The organism is Alistipes megaguti, assembly GCF_944320325.1.
Taxonomy (GTDB): domain Bacteria; phylum Bacteroidota; class Bacteroidia; order Bacteroidales; family Rikenellaceae; genus Alistipes; species Alistipes megaguti.
This window is the reverse complement of record NZ_CALUHA010000005.1, coordinates 24,236-45,472: the sequence shown is the minus strand read 5'-3', so window position 1 is coordinate 45,472 and position 21,237 is coordinate 24,236. Positions and strand designations below refer to the sequence as shown.

Below are 21,237 nucleotides of genomic sequence, written 5' to 3'. Positions count from 1 at the left end.
ACCATGGGCTATCAGGAAGAAAAACAGCACCAACTCGATCTGCGCTATCTGCGCATGGCACGTATCTGGGCCGAAAATTCCTACTGCGTACGACGCAAGGTCGGGGCACTGATCGTCAAGGACAAGATGATCATTTCGGACGGCTACAACGGAACCCCCTCGGGTTTCGAGAACATCTGCGAGGATGAAAACGGGAAGACCAAGTCCTACGTCCTCCATGCCGAAGCCAATGCCATCACGAAGGTCGCCAAGTCGGCCAACAACTGCGACGGTTCGACCCTCTACATCACGGCGGCCCCCTGCATCGAATGTTCGAAACTCATCATTCAGGCCGGTATCAAACGCGTCGTCTACTCCGAAGATTACCGTTCGGAAGAAGGGCTCGATCTGCTGCGCCGCGTCGGCATCGAATGTGTCCAATACAAATTCGAGGAGATCGGGGTGATCGGTTAGCCCCGGTGCGCAAACCCGGCAGGAGGTCGTACACTGCCGCCGAAAAACCCTGAAAAACGAAGTGTGAGATGAAACGCATCGTCATCGTCGGAGCCACCTCGGGCATAGGGTTCGCGACCGCCCGAGCCTGCATCCGCGAAGGGTGGCGCTTAGGGGCTGCCGGGCGTCGGCTGGAAGCCCTCGAAGCCCTGCGGGCCGAAGCCCCCGAACAGGTCGAGATCGAACCGCTGGATGTCACACGCGACGATGCCCCGGAACACCTCGACAGACTCATCCAACGTCTCGGAGGCATGGACACCTACCTTCATGTCTCGGGCATCGGAAGCCGCAACTTCGAACTGAAGCCCGACATCGAGGTGGAGACCCTGCGCACCAATGGCGAAGGGTTCGTCCGCATGGTGACCGCGGCCTACGCCTGCTTCCGCAAACAAGGTGGCGGACATCTGGCCGTCATCAGTTCGATTGCCGGCACACGCGGACTCGGCGCCGCACCCGCCTACTCGGCCACCAAACGCATGCAGAACACCTACATCGACGCCCTCGCCCAGCTGGCCCGCATGGAGGGACACGACCGAATTCGCTTCACGGACATCCGCCCGGGATTCATCGCCACCCCGCTGCTGGCCCGCGAGCCCCGCTATCCGATGCTGATGCAGACCGAAAAGGTAGTGCGCCGCATCATGCAGGTGCTGCGCAACCCCCGCCGAAGGGTCGTCATCGACCGTCGTTACGCCCTGCTGGTGCTCCTCTGGAGGCTGATTCCGCAGGGGATATGGGAACGCCTGAAAATCCGACCCCGCGAAAAATAGATGCAACGCAAGAGACATACCTCGCGCGAACGGCTGTTCGTCACGGGCGGCGTGCTGCTTCTGCTGCTGGCCGCCGGAGTCATTGTCTCCGGACGCATCATCAACCGCCGGGCCGCTCAGATGAGCGACCGCATCGTCACGCAGATCAGCGAATCGCACTGCCTGCTGCTGCAGAACGAAGTCGATCGCACCGAGGGGATTCTCACCGCGGCAACTCGCTTCCTGCAGCGGCACGACACCCCCTCCGGACCGGAGTTGCAGACACTGGCAACTACGCTGCTGGATGTCGACTCGAAGGCCCGCGAGATCTGGTTCTCACGAGAGGGGGATGCGAAGAGAAGACGTTGTCTGCGCAACGGCACGCTGCTCATGGAGCCAACAGCGGCCATCTGCCCGGCCAAAGAGGACTCGGTCGTGAGTACGATCGTCTCTGAAGAGGGTACGCCCGTCTGGGTGCTCGCCTGCACGGTCCGCGATCCGGCCGGCAAGCGTTGTCTCTGCGGCATCGACTATCCGCTGCCGGAGCTCTACACCTACATGAGCGAGCAGAATCCACACAGCCGCAGTTCGGCCATCCTGCTCAACCCCGAAGGGGTGATCGTCTACCACCCCGACAGTCTGAAACTGGGACAGCGGATCGGATCGGAACACGGCTCAGACGGCAAGAGCGGAGACTTCACTGGCTCCGAGACCGAGGCCTTCCGGCGGGTCCTTGCCACAGGGCAGAGCGTCATCATGGAGACCTTCTCCGACTACCTCGGCATGGAGGAGCAACGCATCTACTATCCGATCCAGCTGGCCGGGCAGCGATGGGTCGCCGGAATCGGAATCCCGCGGCTGGTGATCGAGCAGGAGATCGACGACTTCCACCTCTACACGATTCTGACGGCGGCCATCTCGGTGCTGCTCTTCGCCACGCTGCTCGTTGCGGCCCAACGGCGCTGGCGCCGCGAATACGCCCTGAGGCGTCTCTCCGAACGCGAATCGGCCCAGTTGCAACTGCAGCAGGTGATCGATCAGATCGACCCCCACTTCCTCTTCAATTCGCTCAACTCGCTCTACGCCCTGATCCGCTGCAACCCGGAGCAGGCCCGTGAATTCACACTCACCCTCTCGCGCGTCTACCGCCGTGTGCTCGAACGCCGCAAGCAGATCCTCGCCTCGCTGGCCGAAGAGATCGACTTCACGTGGCAGTACCACACGTTGCAGCAGATCCGCTTCGGCGAGAACCTGACGCTCACCACAACCATCGACACCTCGCTGCGCCGACACCGCATTCCGGCCATGAGTCTGCAGACGCTGGTCGAGAATGCCGTCAAGCACAACCGCGTCTCGACACGCACCCCCCTGCATATCGACATCCGCACCGAGGGCGACTCGCTCGTGATCGAGAACAACCGCACACCCCACGAAAACGAAAACACCGAGTCGCTGGGCGTCGGACTGGAACGCATCCGTTCGATCTACCGCTTCTACACCGACCGCAACCTCGAAATCACGATCGACCCGATGACTTTCCGCTGCTCGCTACCGCTGCTTCCGCCCGAAAAATAATCCGCCTTTTTCCGCCATTCATACCCCCGATTCGGGCATTCGTTCCCGATGGTTTCCCTGAGTTCCCAAAAAAATTTATTATTGCATCGTGCGGGATTCCGTACCCGCACGAAAAAAGACAATAAAAGATGAGAAATACGAAAGGATTCATCGGGTCGGCACTCCTGGCCGCAGCACTCCTGCTGGCGGCACCATCGGCCGAAGCCCGGAAGCGCCCTTCGCGCAAGGCAAAAGAGGCCGCTGCCGTCGAACAGACGGATTCGACCCGGAACGCGACGAAGGCATACGACAAAATCCTCGACGGTGCATCGGCCGACGAGGGATTCTTCCGCGTCCTGCGCAAGGGAACCGACCTCTGGTTCGAGATCCCCGATTCGCTGCTCGACCGCGACATGCTGGTCGTCAACAAGATATCGGGGGTTCCCTATGCACTCAACGATGCCGGGATCAACAAGGGAATGGGATTCGGCGAGAAACTCATCCGCTTCCACAAGGATACGCTTTATAAAAAGGTGTGGGTCACAACCCGTGATCCGCGCATCTCTGCCCCGGCGACCGACCGGATCGCCCGTTCGGTGAAGGACAACTACCGCGAAACGGTCATCGAACAGTTCCCGATCGAGGCCTACAATGCCGATTCAACCACGGCCGTCATTCGCGTCAACAAGGTCTTCGACGGCAGCGAAAAGAGCTTCAACAACCTCTTCGGCGAACTCCGCTCGGGAAGCGTCAACCGCAGCCTCTCGAAGATCGGGCAGGTGAAGGCCTTCCCGCGCAACATCCTCGTCAAGTCGCTCCTCTCGGGGAGCCGTTCGGGCGAGGAGGGCGGCGCAACACCCCTGACGGTCGAGATCACCTCGAACCTCGTGCTGCTCGACCGGGAACCGATGCGTCCGCGTTTCTCCGACGATCGCGTCGGGTATTTCGAGATCGGCCACCTCTACTTCAACGACACGCAGCAGAAGGCCGAAGAGCGAGGGCTGATCAACCGCTGGCGTCTGGAGCCCCGCCCCGAAGACCGCGAACGCTACCTGCGCGGTGAACTCGTCGTGCCGGCCAAACCCATCGTGCTGTGGATCGACCCCGCGACGCCGCCCGTCTGGGTCCCCTACATCAAAAAGGGAATCGAGGAGTGGCAGGAGGCCTTCGAGGCCGCCGGTTTCAAGCAGGCGATCGTCGCCCGCGAGGTCGGACCCGACGACGAGGCCGACTTCGACATCGACGACGTCCGCTACTCGGTGGTCACCTACGCCGCCTCGGAGCTGGCCAACGCCATGGGCCCTTCGGTCATCGATCCCCGCAGCGGCGAGATCATCGAGGCCGACATCATCTGGTGGCACAACGTGATGAGCATCCTCCACTCGTGGATCCGTCTGCAGACCGGCGCCGTCGATCCGGCGGCCCGCGCCAACGTCCTGCCCACAGAGCTGATGGGCAACGCCGTGCGCTTCGTCTCGTCGCACGAGCTGGGCCACAGCCTCGGGCTGAAGCACAACTTCGCCGCCTCGTACTCCGTACCGGTCGACTCGCTGCGCTCGAAGCACTACACCGACCGCCACGGCACGGCCAGCTCGATCATGGACTACGCCCGCTTCAACTATGTCGCACAACCCGGGGACGGCGTTACGCAGCTCACCCCCAAGATCGGAGCCTACGACCTCCACGCCATCCGCTGGGGCTACCGCTGGCTCGACGTCAAGGATCCCCACGAAGAGCTGCCGACGCTGAATAGCTGGCTGCGCGAACACGAGGACGATCCCGTCTACCGCTACGGCGAGCAGACGCGCGAGGGTGTCGACCCCCGGGCACAGTCGGAGGATCTGGGCGATGACGCCGTGCGCGCCGGCCGCTACGGGTTGGCCAACCTGCGGCGGATCATCCCCTACGTCGAGGAGTGGACCGACCAGGAGGGCGAGCTGCAGTACGAAGCCGGACGCTTCCTGATGTCGATCCTCTTCCAGTGGCTGACCTATGCCGACCACGTAAAGACCAACGTCGGCGGTTTCTACCTCAACCAGGTCGTCGCCGGCCACCGGATCGACCGCTACATCCCCGTCCCGGCCGAGATGCAGCGCCGCAGCGTCGACTTCCTGATCGAGGAGGTCTTCCAGCTGCCCGAGTGGCTCTTCGGCGCCGAGGCCTGGAAGCGGAGCTACCCCCACCGCACGTCGCCCGTCGGGCAGATGGAGTACTCGCCCTACAACTTCGCCCGCGAACTCCAGTACAAGGTCTACTACGAACTGCTCGACGACCGCCGCATGGTCCGCATGTACGAGGTCGAGGCCCGGCAGGGACGCGGCGAAGAGACCTTCTCGCCTGAGGAGATGCTCGACCGCATTACGCGTGCCGTGTTCATCCGTCCGGGCAGCTGCACCCTCTCGCTCTACGAGCGGATGAGTCAGAAGAACTACGTCGACGCGCTGATCGTCTCGTCGAACATCACCATGGTCAAGACCACCAAGATGGGCGCAGCGCTGCACGACCACGCGGCGCATCTTGCCGGCGGCTGCAGCTGTCAGCTGATGCACGAGGCCCCGGAGCTCAACCTCGAACCGCTGCCCCGCCCCGAGGATCTGAAGCTGCAGACACAGCGCAACTACGAACTGATGCAGCGCGTGAGCGAGACGCCGTCGGCCAAGCGCGCCGAGATGAGGCGGCTGCTCACGATCGTCCAGGGCCGCCTCCAAAGCGGCGACACAGCCACCCGGAACCACTACCGGGATCTCGAACTCCGGCTCAGGGAGGCCCTGAGGATGTTGTAGAACAAAAGCCGCAAAGCCGTCTTCCACCCGCTGGAAAGACGGCTTTGCCCGACTTCAGGGGTCGTCCCGACCGCTTACAATCCGAAACCGAAAACCCGAAATCGATTTCGAATCCAAACCGAATCACAACACATACTTATAGTTTCACAAGCCATGAACAGATTCCTTACGTTACTGCTGCTGATCGCCCCGGCGCTGGTTTTCGCCCAGACGACCCGCAGGATCACGGGCCAGGTGCTCGATCGGGCCACCGGTGAACCGCTCGTCGGCGCTACCGTCTTCATCGCCCCCGAGGAGACCCAGGCCAAAGACTACAATCCGCAGGGAACCATCGCCTACGACGAGGGGCGTTTCGAATTCACCCTCCCGACCTCGGTCCGTCGTGTGGTCGTCAGCTACCTCGGCTATGAGGCCCAGACCGTCGACATCGAGGGCAAAAGCCTCTTTACGATCCGTCTCGACGCTTCGTCGAACCAGGTCGATGCCGTCGTCGTGACGGGATACCAGCGCATCGAGAAGCGAAAGCTCACCTCCTCGATCGCAAGCGTCAAGATGGCCGACATCTCGCGCGACGGTGTGGCCAGCGTCGACGGCATGCTCTCGGGCTCGATCGCCGGTCTGACCTCCACGCCCACCTCCGGAGCCCCGGGCGGCGCCAACAAGATCAAGATCCGAAGCACGGTCACGCTGAACGGAAACACCGATCCGCTGTGGGTGCTCGACGGCATTCCGCTCGAGGGCAACGATATCCCCTCCGACTGGTCGTCGAAGGAGAACATCGACAACCTCTACAACATGTCGATCGCCGGTCTGAACCCCGCCGACATCGAGGATATCACCGTGCTGAAGGATGCCGCCGCCACGGCCATCTACGGCGCACGGGCCGCCAACGGCGTGATCGTCATCACCACCAAGAAGGGGGCCCGTAACCAGCCGACGCGCGTCAACGTCACGGCGTCGCTCTTCGTCACGGACCGTCCCGATCTCGGAAAACTCAATCTGATGAACGCCTCGCAGAAGGTCGACTTCGAGCTGGCGCTGGCCGCAAACGGCCGCCTGAACTACCTCTCGGGGATGGGCGGCGTAGCCCGCATTCTGGACCGGGCCGGCGAGCGCAGTGCGCTGGTCAGCGGCGGGCTGGCGGCCCTCAGCCCCGAAACCCGCACGGCGATCGACGCCCTGCGGCAGGATGCCACCGACTGGGGCCGCGAGATCTACCGCGTAGCCCTCAACCAGCAGTACAGCTTCAGCGTCTCGGGCGGCGGAAACCGCGCCAGCTACTACCTCTCGGGCGGTTACTACAACGAACAGGGTACGACCGTCGGCACCGGGTTCGAGCGTCTGAACCTCACGATGAAGACCGACTACGATCTGCTGAAGAACCTCCGCTTCGGGGCTTCGCTCTTCGTCGGCCAGAACCGCAACGACTCCTACGTTTCGGACACCGACGTCTTTGCCAACCCCTCGCGCTACACACGCACCGTCAACCCCTACTTCGAGGCCCGGAACCCCGACGGCAGCTACGCCTACGACCCCGACATGAACACCTATCAGGGCAACAACGACAACGTCCTCGACTTCAACATCCTCGAGGAGCGCGCCAACACGGATTACATGTTGCGCACGCGGTCGATGAAGACGATCTTCGACCTCGACTACCGTCCCGTCAGGGGGCTGCGCCTCTACACGCAGTTCGGTCTGCAGGTCGACAACTCGGCCACCGAAAAGATGGCCTCCGAAGAGACCTACTTCACCCGCAAGTATGCCCTCTATTCGGTGGTCGACGGCGTGACCTACATGCCCAAGGGCGGCGTGATCCAGAACTGGAACGCCGACATGTCGCAGTACACCTGGAAGGCCCAGGCCGAGTATTCGGGCTCGTTCGCCGAGCGTCACGAGGTCGACCTGATGGCCGGTCTCGAGATGCGCGGGACGACCAACACCTCGATCCACACCAAGGGTTTCGGCTACGACCCCCGCACGATGACCAACGAACCGATGGTCTTCCCGGACGGCGACAGCGGATCGAATCTGGCCAACAGCCCCTACTTCACGCAGTATCAGAAGTCGTTCTACGAGAACCGCTACCTCTCCTACTTCCTCACCGCCTCGTACACCTTCGACAACCGCTACACGCTCTTCGGCTCGATGCGCTACGACGGCACGAACCTCTTCGGCGTCGATCCGAAGTACAAGTTCAACCCCATGTGGTCGATCTCCGGCGCCTGGAACATCAACCGCGAACGGGGGCTGCGTGACCTGCGCTGGCTCGACAACCTGCGCCTGCGCCTCTCCTACGGTGCGCAGGGCAACATCGACCGCACCACCTCGCCCTACATCCTCGGGTCGTGGGTCATCCGCAACCCGGGCGGCGTGAACGAGGACGGCATCAACGTCAGCTCGCCCCCCAACCAGAACCTCCGCTGGGAGACCACCTACACGTGGAACACCGCGCTGGATTTCGCCGCCCTGGACAACCGCATCGGCTTTACGTTCGAGATCTACGGCCGCCGCAGCAAGGACCTCATCACCACGCGCATGATCCCCACGGAGACCGGCTTCAACACCACGTCGAGCAACTACGGCGAGATATCGAGCCGCGGTATCGAGTTCTCGCTCAACACCGTCAACATCCGCACGCGCAACTTCCGCTGGGAGACCCAGTTCAACATCGCTCGAAACACCGACCGCGTCGAGCGCGTGCTGATCGACGAGAACGCCTGGACCCCCTCGCTCGAGGGACACTCCTCGGCCGGCATCTTCGCCCTGCGCACCGCCGGGCTGGACGAAAACGGCATCCCGATGTTCTGGAGCGGCGGCGAACGCGTCTCGCTGCAGCAGCTGGTCAACTTCCGCATCGAACAGACCGACCCCTGGGGACTCGGCATTCCCGAATATTTCGAGTACGGGCCCGTCATGGATCAGTCGCAGAGCGACGTGCGCAACCGCCTCTCCTACATCGGTTCACTCAATCCCGATCTGACGGGCGGGTTCAACAACCGCTTCCTCTTCAAGGGATTCGATCTGACCGTATCGTGCAACTTCGTCATCGGCCAGCTGGTCAAGGAGACCCCCTTCTACACCCCTCACAAGACCAGCCCCGGACAGAACACCACCACGGCCGTGCAGCAGATCTGGTCGCCGGAGAACCCCGCAGGCCTCTATCCCGCGCTGGCCGGAAGCCGTCAGGCCGACGGTTCGGAGTGGGGCGACTGGGATGCCAATCCCGACCCCTACCGCGTCTACTACTGGATCCTCGACCAGAGCGACGCGTGGGGCGCCAGCTCGCTCTTCGAGAACCTCGACATCTGGTACCACAAGATCAGCTACCTGCGCGTGAACAGCATCCGCCTGGGCTACACATTCCCCGAACGCATTGCGCGCAAACTCCGCATGGCGTCGCTGCGCCTGCACTTCGAGGCCCGCAACCCGCTGGTCCTCGCCTCGAACTACGACGGATACTTCGACCCCGAGACCTACGGAAACATCTACGCACAGCCGCTGTCCCGCAGTTACTCCGTCGGTCTGAACATCACCTTCTAACACGTTCCCCACGATGAAAAAACGAGCATATATCCTTCTGGCAGCCCTCGCCGCGAGCGGCTGCAACTACCTCGAGATCGAGCCCGTCGGGCAGGTCATCCCCCACAAGACCTCCGAGTTCCGGGCGCTGCTGACCAGCGGCTACAACGCCTACCCCTTCGGATCGGCCCGTTCGTTCACGGCGCTGCTCTCCGACGAGGTCGGAGCCATCGACGCCAGCGCCTTCTGGAACGCCAGCGAGGTCGTCCCGCTGGGCTACAACTACACGTGGCAGTACGGCGGGCAGATGCAGGAGTATCCCTACCAGTACTTCTACCAGTCGATCTTCTACGCCAACGCCGTCATCGAGAACATCGGCGCTGCCGATGTCGACGACGCCGGCGAACCGAGCGATCAGATTCTCGGCGAGGCCTACGCCCTGCGCGCCTACAACCACTTCGAGCTGGTGAACCTCTACGGCCGCCCCTACAACCCCGCCACGGCGTCGTCGGACCGCGGAATCGTCCTCTCCGACCACATCGACATCGAACAGCAGTACCGGCCCTCGACCGTCGAGGCCGCCTACCGCTCGATTCTCGACGACATCTCCCGTGCCGAAGCGTTGATGAGTGTCGAAAAACAGCCCGATGCCACGCACAACTACCGCTTCTCGCTCAATGCGCTGGCCGCCTTCAAGGCCCGCGTCCTGCTCTACACCCGGCAGTGGCAGCAGGCCTACGAGCTGGCCGTCGGGTTGTTGCCGAAGTATGAGCTGCTCGACCTGAACGCCCTCGGCGACGCAACCACGCGCCCCTGGAAGGCCGACTCTTCGGAGGCCATTCTGGCACTCGACCGTCCCTTCTCCTACTCGGGAGGCGATCTGGTGCGCGGAGCGCTCCTCTCCGAGAGTCTCCTTGCGCTCTTCGATCCGGCAAACGACTGCCGCCGCACCTACCTCAAGGAGATCAAGTCCGGAGAAGGCGAATCGGCTCTCTCGGGATACGGCGTCGACCGCACGTCGTCGGACCGCATCTCGATCCGTGTGGCCGAGATGTATCTCATCGCTGCCGAGGCCGGGTCGTACCTCCCCTCGGAACTGGAACAGGCCCGGAACCTGTTGCTCGAGCTGCAGTCCAAACGGATGAAGCACGAGGCCATGGAGGCCCAACGGGCCCGCGTCGAGTCGATGGATGCCGAGGCGCTGCGCCAGGAGGTGGCCGATGAACGGGCCCGCGAATTCCCGCTCGAAGGGCACCGCTGGTTCGACCTGCGGCGCACGACGCGTCCCGCGATCACCCACCGCTACGAAGGCTCTTCCTACACCCTGCAGGCCGGGGATTCGCGCTACACGCTCCCCTTCCCGCAGTCGGCAGTCAACAGCAACCCCGATCTGAACAACTGATCGGTGCGGTCCCGACACGAAAAAGAGTCCGGTTTTTGCTCCGGACTCTTTTTTTTGTAATTTTACGTCCCATGAAAGCCATCATCATCGAAGACGAGCCCCTGTCGGTTGCCGAACTGCGCAATACGCTCTCCGAAGTTGCCCCGCATATCGAAATTGTCGCTACGGCCTCCTCGGTGGCCGAAGCCGTGGAGTTGCTGCCCCGCATCGACCACGACCTGCTCTTCATGGACATCCATCTGGGCGACGGCAACGGATTCGACATCTTCCGCCGCACACCGGTCAACGTCCCGGTGATCTTCATCACCGCCTACGACACCTATGCCATGCGAGCCTTCGAAAACAAGGGGATCGACTACCTGCTCAAGCCCTTCGGCCGCGAGGATCTCCGACGCGCCATCGACAAGCTCGGGTTGCTGGCACGCGTCGGCGCAGGCCCGACGGCCGGCAGCTCCGATCCGGCCTCGGCGCCCGAGGAGGCCTGGCAGGAGCGTTTCCTCGTCCAGATCGGGGCCCGGATGCGCTCGGTAACCACCGCCGAGATCGCCTACTTCATGGCCGACGGAAAGTACCTCCATCTGGTGACACATGACGGCAAGGACTACCTCCTCGACCGTACGCTCACCGAGGTGGGCGAAAAGCTCTCGCCCCGGTATTTCTTCCGCATCAACCGCCGCCTGATCATCTCCTTCGAGTCGATCCGCGAGATGGTCCGCTACTCGGGAAGCCGCATCAAGGTGGTGCTCCAGCCTCCGCTGCCCGAAGGGGAGGAGGCGCTGGTCAGCACCGACCGCGTGCAGGAGTTCCGCCAGTGGCTCAACCGCTGACGCGCCCCGCAACCCGATAACACGCCCCCTACAACAGCAGGGACAGGCCCCGGGCCCCGGCAACAACAGGCACAGAATCCCGACCCCGGCAACAGCAGATCACAAGGCCCCGGGCCCGGCAGCAACGGGCACAAAATCCGGCCCCGGCATCGGACTCTGCACCGTTTCTATCGCCGTCGACAGCTCCCGTCCTCTCCACGGATCTGCCTCCACACACGAAAGCACCCCCGGACCGAAAGGGCCCGGGGGTGCTGATTTGCGGATCACGGCCGGCCGATCAGAACGGCAGATCGTCCGGATCATCGGCCGGAGCAGCCGGCGTCGAGGCTGCGGCCGGCTGCGGCTGCTGGTAGGAAGCGCCCGAAGAGGCCGGTTGCGAATATCCGCCCGTCGAGGCGCCCGCCTGATGCGAGCCGCCCTGCTGATACCCCCCTTGCTGGTAGCCGCCCTGCTGGTAGCCCGTCTGGGAGTTGTCGGTCGCCGGATTGTCCGAACGACGACCCAGCAGATTCATCACGTCGGCCAGAATCTCCGTCGTATAGCGTTTGTTGTTGTCCTTGTCCATCCATTCGCGCGTGCGCAGACGCCCCTCGATATAGATCTGTGAGCCCTTGCGCACGTAGCGGTCCACCACATCGGCCAGACCCCGCCACAGCGTGATCGTATGCCATTCGGTGTGCTCCTTCGTCTCGTTCGACTGACGGTCATAGAGCCGCTCGGTCGTGGCCAGGCGGATACGGGCCACCTTTGCGCCGCCCTCCAGCGTGCGCACCTCGGGGTCCATGCCCACGTTGCCGATCAGGATTACCTTGTTTACCATCTTCTTATTTCAGATTTTTGATCATGCGTTTAAACAGCAGCTCCATCCTCGCGCCGGCCTTCCGACCCTGAAGCTGCACATCCTCGTGGTCGCCCACTTCGTCCGAAAGGCCGCAGTTCGTAATCACCGAAACCCCGAAGACCGGAATCGACATATGTCGTGCCACGATTACCTCCGGGACGGTCGACATGCCCGCCGCATCGCCCCCGATGGCCTTATAGAAGCGGTACTCGGCCTGCGTCTCAAACGTCGGGCCCGTACCGCCCACATAGACGCCGTACTGCAGTTTGATGTGCTCCTCCTCGGCAATGCGCGTCGCCGCGGCCACCAGTTCGCGGTCGTAGCAGTTGTGCATGTCCGGGAAGCGGGGGCCCAGTTCGTCCAGATTGCGTCCGATGAGCGGATTGGGCAGCAGGTTGATGTGGTCCGTGATGACCATCAGGTCACCCACGCGGAACGTCGGGTTGATGCCCCCCGAGGCGTTCGACACGAAAAGCCAGCGGATGCCCAGCTGCTGCATCACCCGGATCGGGAAGGTCACCTGCTGCATCGTGTAGCCCTCGTAGTAGTGGAAGCGGCCCTGCATGGCCACCACCCGGCGACCCTCGACCTCACCGAAGATCAATCGTCCCTTGTGCCCCTCGACCGTCGAGACCGGGAAGCCCGGGATATCCTTGTATTCGAGCGTCCAGGCCGTGTCGATCGTGTCGGCGAAGCCGCCCAGACCCGTACCCAGGACAATGCCCACTTCGGGGGTGAAACCCTCCGTATGTGCCTTGATGAAGGCTGCGGTTTTCTTAATTTCCTCTAACATCTTGTTCCAGTTTTTGCAGAAAATCCGTTGCCGAATCCTCTATGAATGAAATATTGATCGGTTGGTAGTAGAGCGCCCGGCGAACTTCGGCGGGAACCTTCGCCCGGTTGGTCATCTTCACGGCATCCTTCTCGGTGGTGACGATCACCGCCCCGGGATGCTTCGCAAGCAGCGCCTGCAGCGCGTGCATGTCCCGCACGCGGTAGATGTGGTGGTCGTCGAGCGTCATCTCCTCGACCACTCGGTAGCGTTCGCGCAGCGACCGCACGAAGGGTCCCGGGTTGCCGATCCCCGACAGAGCGATCACCTCGCGGCCATGAGCCAGCGGCTCCGGATCGGCATCCTCCGTGTAGAGCGGCTGGGGCATGAAGCTCTCGAAACGCGTGAAATAGACCCGCTGGTAGGCCACCTGAATCAGCACCTTGCGCAGAATCCGACGGTCGATCGGCGCCATGTGTTCGGGGCACTTCGTGACGATGAAATAGTGGGCGCGGTGCAGCTCCTCCGGAAGGTCGCGCAGCGTCCCCGCGGGCAGCATCCGGTCGTGCTGGACCGGTCGCGTGGCGTCGATCATCACCACGTTGATCTTCGGCTCCACGTAACGGTGCTGGAAGCCGTCGTCCATGATGATCAGATCCACCTCGGGGTGTTCGGTCCGGATGCGGCGGATGGCGTCGGCCCGCTTCTCGCACACCACCACCAGCGTATCGGGAAACTTCAGCTTGATCTGCAGGGGTTCGTCCCCCACGTCGCGGTAGTGTGAATCGCACTGCACCTCGAGGTAGCCCCGCGTACGGCGGCCGTAGCCCCGCGACAACAGCGCCACGCGGTGCATCTGCGACATGTAGGCGATCAGCATCTCGGCCATCGGGGTCTTGCCCGTGCCGCCCACGGTGATGTTGCCGATGCAGATGATCGGGATGTCGAACTTCTCGCTCTTGAGGATGCCCCAGTCGAAGAGGCGGTGACGCAGGGTCACCCCCATTTTATAGAGGAAGGCTGCAGGTGCGAGCAGGCTTTTGAGCATCTTTCTACCGGTTTGAACAGACAACCTTCAAAGATAACAATTATTCTCCGGATCGCCAAACCCGGAGCCGCAATTCTGGCTTCACCCACCCAAATACGGGTCGAGCCCGCCGCTCCGGATACCAAAACCCCTCCGCAACCCGTTTGTATGAATCCGGCAAACGGTTTTTCGGCGAAGCGACCCGAAAAGCGGTCGAAACGGCGACTCCCGTACCGTTTTTTTTACTATCTTTGCTTCGATTATGAAGAATCTGAAAACACTCCTCTGTGCCCTGCTCCTGGTCGGGGCCACAGCCTGCGGCCGCCAGTCGGCCAATACCGGGGAGGCGGAGCCCGAAGCCCCCGAAAACCTTCTCTACGGTATCAACGTCGACGACTATCGCACCGAAACCGGTGAGGTCGGCAACGGCGAAACCATGGGCGGCATCCTCAACCGATACGGCATCTCGGCGCTGGTGGTCGACCGCCTGGACAAGGCCTCCAGGGAGGTCTTCCCCCTGCGGAACATCCGCGCCGGACACAAATACACGGCCTTCATCCACGAAGACTCGCTCTACGCCCCGCACCTCGACTGGCTCGTCTACGAGACTTCGGTCACCGACTACGTCGTCTTCGGATTCCACGACAACGACTCCGTCTCGGTGCGCAAGGACTGCAAGCAGTACACCCTGCGCCGTACGAAGAAGAGCGCCGTGATCAACTCCTCGCTCTGGGGTGCCATCATGGAGCAGAACCTCCCCTACGCCCTGGCCGCCGATCTGGAGGATATCTACCAGTGGACGGTCGATTTCTTCGGCATCCAGAAGGGCGACAGCTTCACGGTCATCTACGACGAACGATTCATCGACGATACGGTCTCGGCCGGCATCGGACGTATCTGGGGCGCCAAGTTCACCCAGAGCGGCAAGGAGTTCTATGCCATTCCGTTCCGCCAGGGCGGCAAGATCCAGTACTGGGAGGCCGACGGCGGAAGCCTGCGCAAACAGCTGCTCAAGGCCCCGCTCAAGTATTCGCGCATCAGTTCGCGCTTCACCTACGCCCGCAAGCACCCTATTTATAAGGTCTACCGTCCGCACACCGGCGTCGACTACGCCGCGCCGAAGGGTACGCCCGTACATGCTGTGGCCGACGGCGTGGTGATCTTCAAGGGCTGGGGCGGCGGTGGCGGAAACACCCTCAAGATCAAGCATGCCGGCAACCTGCAGACCGGGTATCTCCACCTGAGCCGCTTTGCCAAGGGCATCTCGAAGGGTTCACGCGTCTCGCAGGGACAGTTGATCGGATACGTCGGTTCGACGGGCGCCTCGACGGGGCCCCACCTCGACTACCGCATCTGGAAAAACGGCACGCCGATCGATCCGCTGAAGATCCCCTCGGAGCCCGCCGAGCCCATCTCGAAGGAGAACCGCGCCCTCTTCGAGTTCGTCCGTGACCGCATCATCGCCGAACTCAACGGCGACGTAAAACCCGAGGAGCGCATCACGCAGCTCGATTCGCTGCAGCTGCCAGCCGCAACGGCAGTCTCCGCCGCTCCCGCCACCGAAGAGAAGAAGAGCGAAAAATAACACCCCGAACCGGAAAATTCCGAACAGTCGGCCCGGCCGCAAGCCATCGCCGGCAGAAAACATCCGCAATCCATAACCATTTCGCAGCCAAAAGAGACACTTCCCATGGAACGCATCGGAGTCATTATCGTAGCCGGAGGAAGCGGCCGCCGCATGGGCGGCTCCATTCCCAAGCAGTTCCGGCTGCTGGGCGGACAGCCCGTACTGGCCCGCACGATCGGCAACTTCGCCGCCGCGTGGCCCGGAGCGGAGATCGTCGTCGTCCTCCCCGAGAGCCACATCGCCTTCTGGAAGGATTTCGCAGCCCGCTTCGAAGTGGCCCGCCACCAGGTTGTGGCCGGTGGCGCGGAACGGTTCGACTCGGTGCGCTGCGGACTCTCCGCCCTGCGGAGCGATCCCGATCTGATCGCCGTACAGGATGGCGTACGCCCTCTGGGATCGGTGGAGATGATCCGCCGCGTGGCCCAGACCGCCCTCCGGTACGGTGCCGCCATACCCGTCGTGGAGCCGGCTGATTCGTTCCGGGAGGTAGAAGCCGCCGAAACGGCAACGAATCCGACCAGTCCGGCCAACGCCAACAGCAACTCGGAGGATCCCCGATCACATCCCCTGGATCGCAGCCGGTTGCGCATCGTCCAGACCCCGCAGATCTTCCGCAGCTGGCTGCTGCGAGAAGCCTACGCGCAATCCTACCGGCGGGAGTTCACCGACGATGCCTCGGTGGTGGAGGCCGCCGGATATCCCGTTTCGCTGGCCCGGGGCGAACGCTCGAATCTCAAGCTCACCACCCCCGAGGATTTCATCATCGCCGAAGCGCTGCTCTCCGCCCGCGAAGAGGAAGAGGCCCAACGCAGGGAGGGGTCGACACAGCACGGGGAGGAGGCGGACGATCCGACAAGGGGTAAGGCTCCGACAGGAGAGGTCGACAGGAGCGATCCTCACCTCCGGACATAAACGGCCACGATACACCCACGCAGACAAACAGCAGCCCCCCCAAAAAAGACAATAAACCGACGACGCACTCCGTTCGAATCCCGTTTAGAACCGCAGAAATTAGAGCCGCAGAAAAGCGATGCAAAGCATCTACAAATACCGATTCTCCCGCCATACGATCTACGTTTCGATCGTCTATCTGATCGTATTCGTACTGCTCGGATGGGCCCTCTACCACCTCTACGAGGGCGGATATCTCTCGGCATGGTTCACTTCGTTCATCGTCGCACTGATTGCCCTGATGGCCCTCTCGATCCCGCGAAAGATCGTCGTCATGGACGACCGCGTCGAGATCCGCTGTCTGCTCGACATCACCGAGATCCGCCGCGACGAAATCGCCTCGGTGCGCCGCGTCGAAAACCGCCGCATGAAGTGGCTCATCCCAATCTTCGGAGGGTACGGTTTCTTCGGATACTACGGCCACTTCCTCGACCTGCGACGCCTGGACCGCGTGCGGATCTACGCCTCCGAATGGCGCAACTTCGTCGAGATCACCGACATCTACGAAGATCGGCTCTATGTCTCCTGCTCGGAGGCCGACCGGCTCGTCGCCGAGCTGATGCCCCCCGGTGGGAACCGGCTCGATGAGGAGGATGAGGAGGATGAGGAGGATGAGGGAGGCGCGGCGGCTGCAAACGAGAAGGCCCGCAACGAGACGGTCGGAGACCTGAAGCCATGGAACGGGGTCGCCGGAGCAGCTGAAACGGCCGGCTGTATCGAAAGAGCCAAAGGTGACACGCAGGACAAACAGCCGGAGTAGTTCCGGCAATCAATTTGCATATCAAACCTTTATTCACCCTAAAAAAAGACGAAGAAAAAGATGAAAAAGTATCGTTGTGAAGTCTGCGACTGGGTATATGACCCCGCAGTCGGCGATCCCGATGGCGGCATCGCCCCCGGAACCCCCTTTGAGGAGATTCCCGAAGATTGGGTTTGCCCCGTCTGTGGCGTCGGCAAGGACCAGTTCGTAGAGGTGGCCGAGTAATTCCTCGTGCCACAAGGCGAAGAGGCGCATCCCCGGTCGGGGTGCGCCTCTTCTGTTTGCCATCCGCCACCGGATTTCTGCAGGGAGGGGCCGCAGCTCCGTCCCGACTCTATGCCGCAACCCGACAACGCCACAAAAAAAGAGGGCAGACTCAAAGTCTGCCCTCTCACAATGTGTTCGTTGCCGGATCATGCGCCACGACCCGGAGTCCGAATCCAAGGTCAGTTGACGTTCGGCAGGAAGGAGTAGTTCTTCGAATAGTTGAGCATCTGCTCCACGTAGTTGGCCGGATAGCTGATCTTCACGTCGACCACCTTGCCCTCCTTCTCGACCAGCTTGTATTCGGGATTGACGAAGCCGCCGTAGGGTTCGATGTGCAGCGCCGCATAGCGCTCCAGCACCTCGTTGTGAAGCGTCGGATCGACCTGCACGCCGTAGCGCTCGACGAGCTCCCTGCCCGCTTCGTAGTCACCCTCCGACTTGATGCGCTGCACCTCGCGGAGCAGTTCGCCGAAGAGCGCGCGCAGCTTCCCGAAGTCGTTGACCACCACGTAGGTCTTGCCGTCCTGCCGGACCAGTTCGATCACGTTGTCGGCCTTGCCGTGCTCGTAGCACCACTCCGAAATCAGCTTGCGGTTGCGCATGTGCGACTCCTCGATGTTCTTGCCCGGCTCGATGCGCGCCAGCTGCGTCATCAGACCATTCATCACGTAGTTGGCATAACCGGCCTTCGCCACGTCGAACGACGGAACGAGCCCCAGTTCGACGAGCTTCTCATCGCCCAGGTAGTAGAGGCCGAACAGATCGGCACGCGCCTCCTCGAGCGTCGAGCCGTAGCTGCGCAGCTCGGAGCCCGTCACACCCGGTGCCAGCTGGCCCGAGCCGTGGCCCAGGCACTCGTGCAGGTCGGTATGCAGGTCGTCGGCCAGTTTGCCGTACTTGTCCATCCGCTCGCGGTCCTCGGCCCGCAGCACGAACTCCTCGTTGAAGCCGTTACCGTGTGCCGCCTGGTCGTAGGCGTAGGTGATGTTGTCGATCGTTACGGATTTCGAGCCATACTCCTTGCGGATCCAGTCGGCATTCGGCAAGTTGATACCGATGGGCGTCGCGGGGTAGCAGTCACCACCCAGCATCGCCACCGTAATGACCTTGGCCGAGACGCCCTTGACCTTTGCCTTGCGGTACTGCGGATCAACGGGCGAGTGGTCCTCGAACCACTGCGCGTTCGACGAGATGGCCTCCGTGCGGTGGCAGGCCGCCGAATCGACGAAATTCACGTTGGCCTCCCACGACGCCTTGAAACCCAGCGGGTCGCCGTAGGTCTCGATGAAGCCGTTGACGAAATCGACGTTCGAAACCGTATCGCGCACCCAGCCGATGTTGTAGCGGTCGAACTCCTTCAGGTCACCCGTGCGGTAGTAGGCGATCAGCGCCGCGATGTTCGACTTCTGCGGCTCGCGGGCTACGGCCTCGGCCTTCTCCAGCCAGTAGACGATCCGCTCGATGGCCGCCGAATACATGCCGCCGACCATCCACGTCCGCTCGAAGAGTTTCCCCTCGTCGTCCTTCGTCAGCTGGCTGTTCAGACCGTAGGAGACCGGTTCGGGATCCGCGGCATCGGCCGCCGCCATCCCGGCGTAGAAACTCTCGGCCTCGGCCTGCGAAACACCCTTATAATAGTTGCTCGACGAGGTGAGCAGCAGATCGTCGCCCGCGCGCTGGTTCAACCGCGTGGGATACATCGACGGATCGAAGATCGCCAGGCAGACATCCCGCCGCAGAGCGTTCAGCTCGCCGAACTTCTCCTCGGGGATCGTCTCGATGACGTCCAGCAGGTAGCCCTCCGAGAATTCGGGCGTGAACTTGTCGTTCGAATAGTGATGGTGGATGCCGTTGGCGAACCAGACTTTCTTGAGGTACTTCTCCAGCGCCTTCCACTCGGGCGTCGTACGGTCACCGGCGTAGTTCTCGTAGACCACCTCGAGGGTCCGCCGCACCGGCAGGTTCATCACGCAGTTCTGGTCGAAGAGAATGTCCCGACCGCACTTGGCCGCCTCCGAAAGGTAGTAGATCAGCTCCTTCTGCTCGAGCGGAAGCGTCTCGAAGCCCGGAACTTCATAACGAATGACCTTGATGTCGTCGAAACGGTCGACGATCCACGGTGCGGCAGCCTTCTGCGAGGCGTCGCCGCACGAGGTCATGACGGGTAGAACAACTGTCATGGATGCAATGGTAAAAAGCCTTTTCATGCGCTATATGGCGTTAGTTTCCGCCAAAGATAGTGCATTTTTTGAAATTTTCCTTCGTTATGTCTGCGGGAATTTCTACCTTTGCCCCGCAATCCGTTTCAGAGTGAAACGAATTCATTTTCTGAGTGAGACCATTCATTCGAAAGAGATGAAAGTATTTACCAGTGTCAAAGAGCTTCGCGCCGAACTCGATCGCACGGAGCAGTCCGGGATCGGATTCGTTCCCACGATGGGTGCCCTCCACGCAGGTCACCGCTCGCTGGTCGAACGAGCCCGGCGTGAAAACAAGACCGTTGTCGTCAGCGTTTTCGTCAACCCCACGCAGTTCAACGACAAAAACGATCTGAAACACTACCCCCGCACCCCGGAGGCCGACGAGGCGCTGCTGCGCGACGCAGGCGCCGACTTCGTCCTGATGCCCTCGGTCGAGGAGATCTACCCCGAACCCGATACCCGCCAGTTCGATTTCGGTCAGATCGACAAGGTCATGGAGGGCGCCACGCGTCCCGGACACTTCAACGGCGTGGCCCAGGTCGTCAGCCGCCTGTTCGACATCGTACGCCCGACCCGCGCCTACTTCGGCGAAAAGGACTTCCAGCAGATCGCCGTCATCCGCGCCATGGTCGAGCAGCTCCGTCTGCCCGTTCAGATCGTCGAGTGCCCCATCGTCCGCGGTGAGGACGGACTGGCCCTCTCGTCGCGCAACCAGCTGCTCGATGCCCCCCACCGCGCCGCGGCCCCCCATATCTACGCCACGCTCCGCAAGGCCGTCGAGATGTCGAAGACGCTCGACCCCCAGGCCCTCAAGGAGTGGGTCGTGCATGAGGTCGAGAGCAATCCCCTGCTCAAGGTCATCTACTACCAGTCGGTCGACGCCCGCACGATGCAGGAGGTCCACAGCTGGAACGACTGCGACCGCATTCAGGGCTGCATCGCCGTACAGGCCGGTGATATCCGTTTAATCGACAACATCCGTATCCGATAATGAAATTCCAGATCGAAGTCATCAAATCGAAGATCCACCGTGTGACGGTCACGCAGGCCGATCTCAACTACGTGGGCAGTATCACCATCGACGAGGCGCTGCTCGAGGCCGCCAACATGATCGAGGGTGAAAAGGTCCAGATCATGGACAACAACAACGGCGAACGATTCGAAACCTACATCATCAAGGGCCCCCGCAACAGCGGCTGCATCTGCCTGAACGGCGCCGCAGCCCGCCGCGTACAGGTCGGCGACATCATCATCATCGCCTCCTACGCCCTGATGGATTTCGAGGATGCCAAGCAGTTCCGTCCCTGGGTCATCTTCCCCGACACGGCAACCAACCGGCTCGTCGAATAGTCCGACATACGGCAAAACGGACTCCAGCGCCGCCAAAATTCGAAAAATCTCCCTCGAATGGGAGATTTTTCCATTTTTAGTCCTATCTTTGTCTCCATCGGACTACCCGCCT

Annotated in this window: 17 protein-coding genes; 13 read left to right on the top strand and 4 right to left on the bottom strand. The window is 62.0% G+C overall.

Annotation, left to right across the window (positions count from 1 at the left end; genetic code table 11):
* Positions 1–3: 3 nt before the first annotated feature.
* The 7 genes from PUQ42_RS02350 (at position 4) to PUQ42_RS02320 (ending at position 11,329) form a co-directional block, all read left to right on the top strand.
* Positions 4–453 (top strand): deoxycytidylate deaminase, encoded by a 450-nt coding sequence (locus tag PUQ42_RS02350; RefSeq protein ID WP_087403646.1) that lies wholly within the window; start codon positions 4–6, stop codon positions 451–453.
* Between the two features lie 68 nt (positions 454–521).
* Positions 522–1,262: an SDR family NAD(P)-dependent oxidoreductase gene (locus PUQ42_RS02345; protein WP_273370606.1), complete on the top strand. Its 741-nt coding sequence runs from the start codon at positions 522–524 to the stop codon at positions 1,260–1,262.
* Positions 1,263–2,816 (top strand): histidine kinase, encoded by a 1,554-nt coding sequence (locus PUQ42_RS02340; protein ID WP_273370603.1) that lies wholly within the window; start codon positions 1,263–1,265, stop codon positions 2,814–2,816. It begins immediately after the preceding gene.
* A gap of 128 nt (positions 2,817–2,944) precedes the next feature.
* On the top strand, positions 2,945–5,578 hold the full coding sequence (locus tag PUQ42_RS02335) for a zinc-dependent metalloprotease (protein WP_273370600.1): 2,634 nt from the start codon (positions 2,945–2,947) through the stop codon (positions 5,576–5,578).
* Between the two features lie 153 nt (positions 5,579–5,731).
* The gene (locus PUQ42_RS02330; RefSeq protein WP_122119518.1) at positions 5,732–9,121 is read left to right on the top strand and encodes a SusC/RagA family TonB-linked outer membrane protein; all 3,390 of its coding nucleotides are present in this window, start codon (positions 5,732–5,734) and stop codon (positions 9,119–9,121) included.
* A 13-nt stretch (positions 9,122–9,134) separates the two neighbouring features.
* Entirely contained in the window at positions 9,135–10,502 is a 1,368-nt protein-coding gene (locus PUQ42_RS02325; RefSeq protein WP_122119519.1) for a RagB/SusD family nutrient uptake outer membrane protein, read from the top strand.
* 71 nt (positions 10,503–10,573) lie between these two features.
* The gene (locus PUQ42_RS02320; RefSeq protein WP_122119520.1) at positions 10,574–11,329 is read left to right on the top strand and encodes a LytR/AlgR family response regulator transcription factor; all 756 of its coding nucleotides are present in this window, start codon (positions 10,574–10,576) and stop codon (positions 11,327–11,329) included.
* 277 nt (positions 11,330–11,606) lie between these two features.
* On the opposite strand, the gene PUQ42_RS02315 is transcribed toward PUQ42_RS02320, so the two are convergent.
* The 3 genes from PUQ42_RS02315 to lpxK are packed head-to-tail and all read right to left on the bottom strand — an operon-like array spanning position 11,607 to position 13,990.
* Complete coding sequence (locus tag PUQ42_RS02315) at positions 11,607–12,149, bottom strand: single-stranded DNA-binding protein (protein WP_087403652.1); 543 nt, start codon at positions 12,147–12,149, stop codon at positions 11,607–11,609.
* 4 nt (positions 12,150–12,153) lie between these two features.
* A complete protein-coding gene (locus PUQ42_RS02310; RefSeq protein ID WP_087309067.1) occupies positions 12,154–12,963 on the bottom strand; it encodes a purine-nucleoside phosphorylase in 810 nt (269 codons plus the stop codon).
* Complete coding sequence (lpxK, locus tag PUQ42_RS02305) at positions 12,947–13,990, bottom strand: tetraacyldisaccharide 4'-kinase (RefSeq protein WP_122119522.1); 1,044 nt, start codon at positions 13,988–13,990, stop codon at positions 12,947–12,949. The genes PUQ42_RS02310 and lpxK overlap by 17 nt, the downstream gene beginning before the upstream one ends.
* 241 nt (positions 13,991–14,231) lie before the next feature.
* Here lpxK and PUQ42_RS02300 point away from each other — a divergent pair, with 241 nt between their 5' ends.
* The 4 genes from PUQ42_RS02300 (at position 14,232) to rd (ending at position 17,532) form a co-directional block, all read left to right on the top strand.
* Positions 14,232–15,554 carry a peptidoglycan DD-metalloendopeptidase family protein gene (locus tag PUQ42_RS02300; RefSeq protein WP_087308862.1) on the top strand — a complete coding sequence of 441 codons (1,323 nt, stop codon included), beginning with the start codon at positions 14,232–14,234 and terminating at the stop codon, positions 15,552–15,554.
* A 105-nt stretch (positions 15,555–15,659) separates the two neighbouring features.
* Complete coding sequence (locus tag PUQ42_RS02295) at positions 15,660–16,508, top strand: IspD/TarI family cytidylyltransferase (protein WP_273370591.1); 849 nt, start codon at positions 15,660–15,662, stop codon at positions 16,506–16,508.
* Positions 16,509–16,626: 118 nt separating this feature from the next.
* Positions 16,627–17,307, top strand: coding sequence for a PH domain-containing protein (locus PUQ42_RS02290; protein ID WP_122119525.1), 681 nt, complete (start codon positions 16,627–16,629; stop codon positions 17,305–17,307).
* A 60-nt stretch (positions 17,308–17,367) separates the two neighbouring features.
* Positions 17,368–17,532, top strand: coding sequence for a rubredoxin (rd, locus tag PUQ42_RS02285; protein ID WP_087308860.1), 165 nt, complete (start codon positions 17,368–17,370; stop codon positions 17,530–17,532).
* Between the two features lie 221 nt (positions 17,533–17,753).
* On the opposite strand, the gene PUQ42_RS02280 is transcribed toward rd, so the two are convergent.
* On the bottom strand, positions 17,754–19,781 hold the full coding sequence (locus tag PUQ42_RS02280) for a dipeptidyl-peptidase 3 family protein (protein ID WP_420534943.1): 2,028 nt from the start codon (positions 19,779–19,781) through the stop codon (positions 17,754–17,756).
* A 148-nt stretch (positions 19,782–19,929) separates the two neighbouring features.
* On the opposite strand from PUQ42_RS02280, the gene panC reads away from it, so the two are divergent.
* Positions 19,930–20,766, top strand: coding sequence for a pantoate--beta-alanine ligase (gene panC, locus PUQ42_RS02275; RefSeq protein ID WP_273370588.1), 837 nt, complete (start codon positions 19,930–19,932; stop codon positions 20,764–20,766).
* Complete coding sequence (gene panD / locus PUQ42_RS02270) at positions 20,766–21,125, top strand: aspartate 1-decarboxylase (RefSeq protein WP_087308857.1); 360 nt, start codon at positions 20,766–20,768, stop codon at positions 21,123–21,125. The genes panC and panD overlap by 1 nt, the downstream gene beginning before the upstream one ends.
* Positions 21,126–21,237: the final 112 nt, after the last annotated feature.

Excerpts from the sequence above, each read along its gene's own strand:
- PUQ42_RS02290 (WP_122119525.1), top strand. The coding sequence starts at position 16,627 with ATGCAAAGCATCTACAAATACCGATTCTCCCGCCATACGATCTACGTT.
- PUQ42_RS02335 (WP_273370600.1), top strand. The coding sequence starts at position 2,945 with ATGAGAAATACGAAAGGATTCATCGGGTCGGCACTCCTGGCCGCAGCA.
- PUQ42_RS02295 (WP_273370591.1), top strand. The coding sequence starts at position 15,660 with ATGGAACGCATCGGAGTCATTATCGTAGCCGGAGGAAGCGGCCGCCGC.
- PUQ42_RS02330 (WP_122119518.1), top strand. The coding sequence starts at position 5,732 with ATGAACAGATTCCTTACGTTACTGCTGCTGATCGCCCCGGCGCTGGTT.
- rd (WP_087308860.1), top strand. The coding sequence starts at position 17,368 with ATGAAAAAGTATCGTTGTGAAGTCTGCGACTGGGTATATGACCCCGCA.
- PUQ42_RS02310 (WP_087309067.1), bottom strand. The coding sequence starts at position 12,963 with ATGTTAGAGGAAATTAAGAAAACCGCAGCCTTCATCAAGGCACATACG.
- PUQ42_RS02315 (WP_087403652.1), bottom strand. The coding sequence starts at position 12,149 with ATGGTAAACAAGGTAATCCTGATCGGCAACGTGGGCATGGACCCCGAG.
- PUQ42_RS02345 (WP_273370606.1), top strand. The coding sequence starts at position 522 with ATGAAACGCATCGTCATCGTCGGAGCCACCTCGGGCATAGGGTTCGCG.
- PUQ42_RS02325 (WP_122119519.1), top strand. The coding sequence starts at position 9,135 with ATGAAAAAACGAGCATATATCCTTCTGGCAGCCCTCGCCGCGAGCGGC.
- PUQ42_RS02280 (WP_420534943.1), bottom strand. The coding sequence starts at position 19,781 with ATGAAAAGGCTTTTTACCATTGCATCCATGACAGTTGTTCTACCCGTC.
- PUQ42_RS02320 (WP_122119520.1), top strand. The coding sequence starts at position 10,574 with ATGAAAGCCATCATCATCGAAGACGAGCCCCTGTCGGTTGCCGAACTG.
- PUQ42_RS02300 (WP_087308862.1), top strand. The coding sequence starts at position 14,232 with ATGAAGAATCTGAAAACACTCCTCTGTGCCCTGCTCCTGGTCGGGGCC.
- PUQ42_RS02350 (WP_087403646.1), top strand. The coding sequence starts at position 4 with ATGGGCTATCAGGAAGAAAAACAGCACCAACTCGATCTGCGCTATCTG.
- panC (WP_273370588.1), top strand. The coding sequence starts at position 19,930 with ATGAAAGTATTTACCAGTGTCAAAGAGCTTCGCGCCGAACTCGATCGC.
- PUQ42_RS02340 (WP_273370603.1), top strand. The coding sequence starts at position 1,263 with ATGCAACGCAAGAGACATACCTCGCGCGAACGGCTGTTCGTCACGGGC.
- panD (WP_087308857.1), top strand. The coding sequence starts at position 20,766 with ATGAAATTCCAGATCGAAGTCATCAAATCGAAGATCCACCGTGTGACG.
- lpxK (WP_122119522.1), bottom strand. The coding sequence starts at position 13,990 with ATGCTCAAAAGCCTGCTCGCACCTGCAGCCTTCCTCTATAAAATGGGG.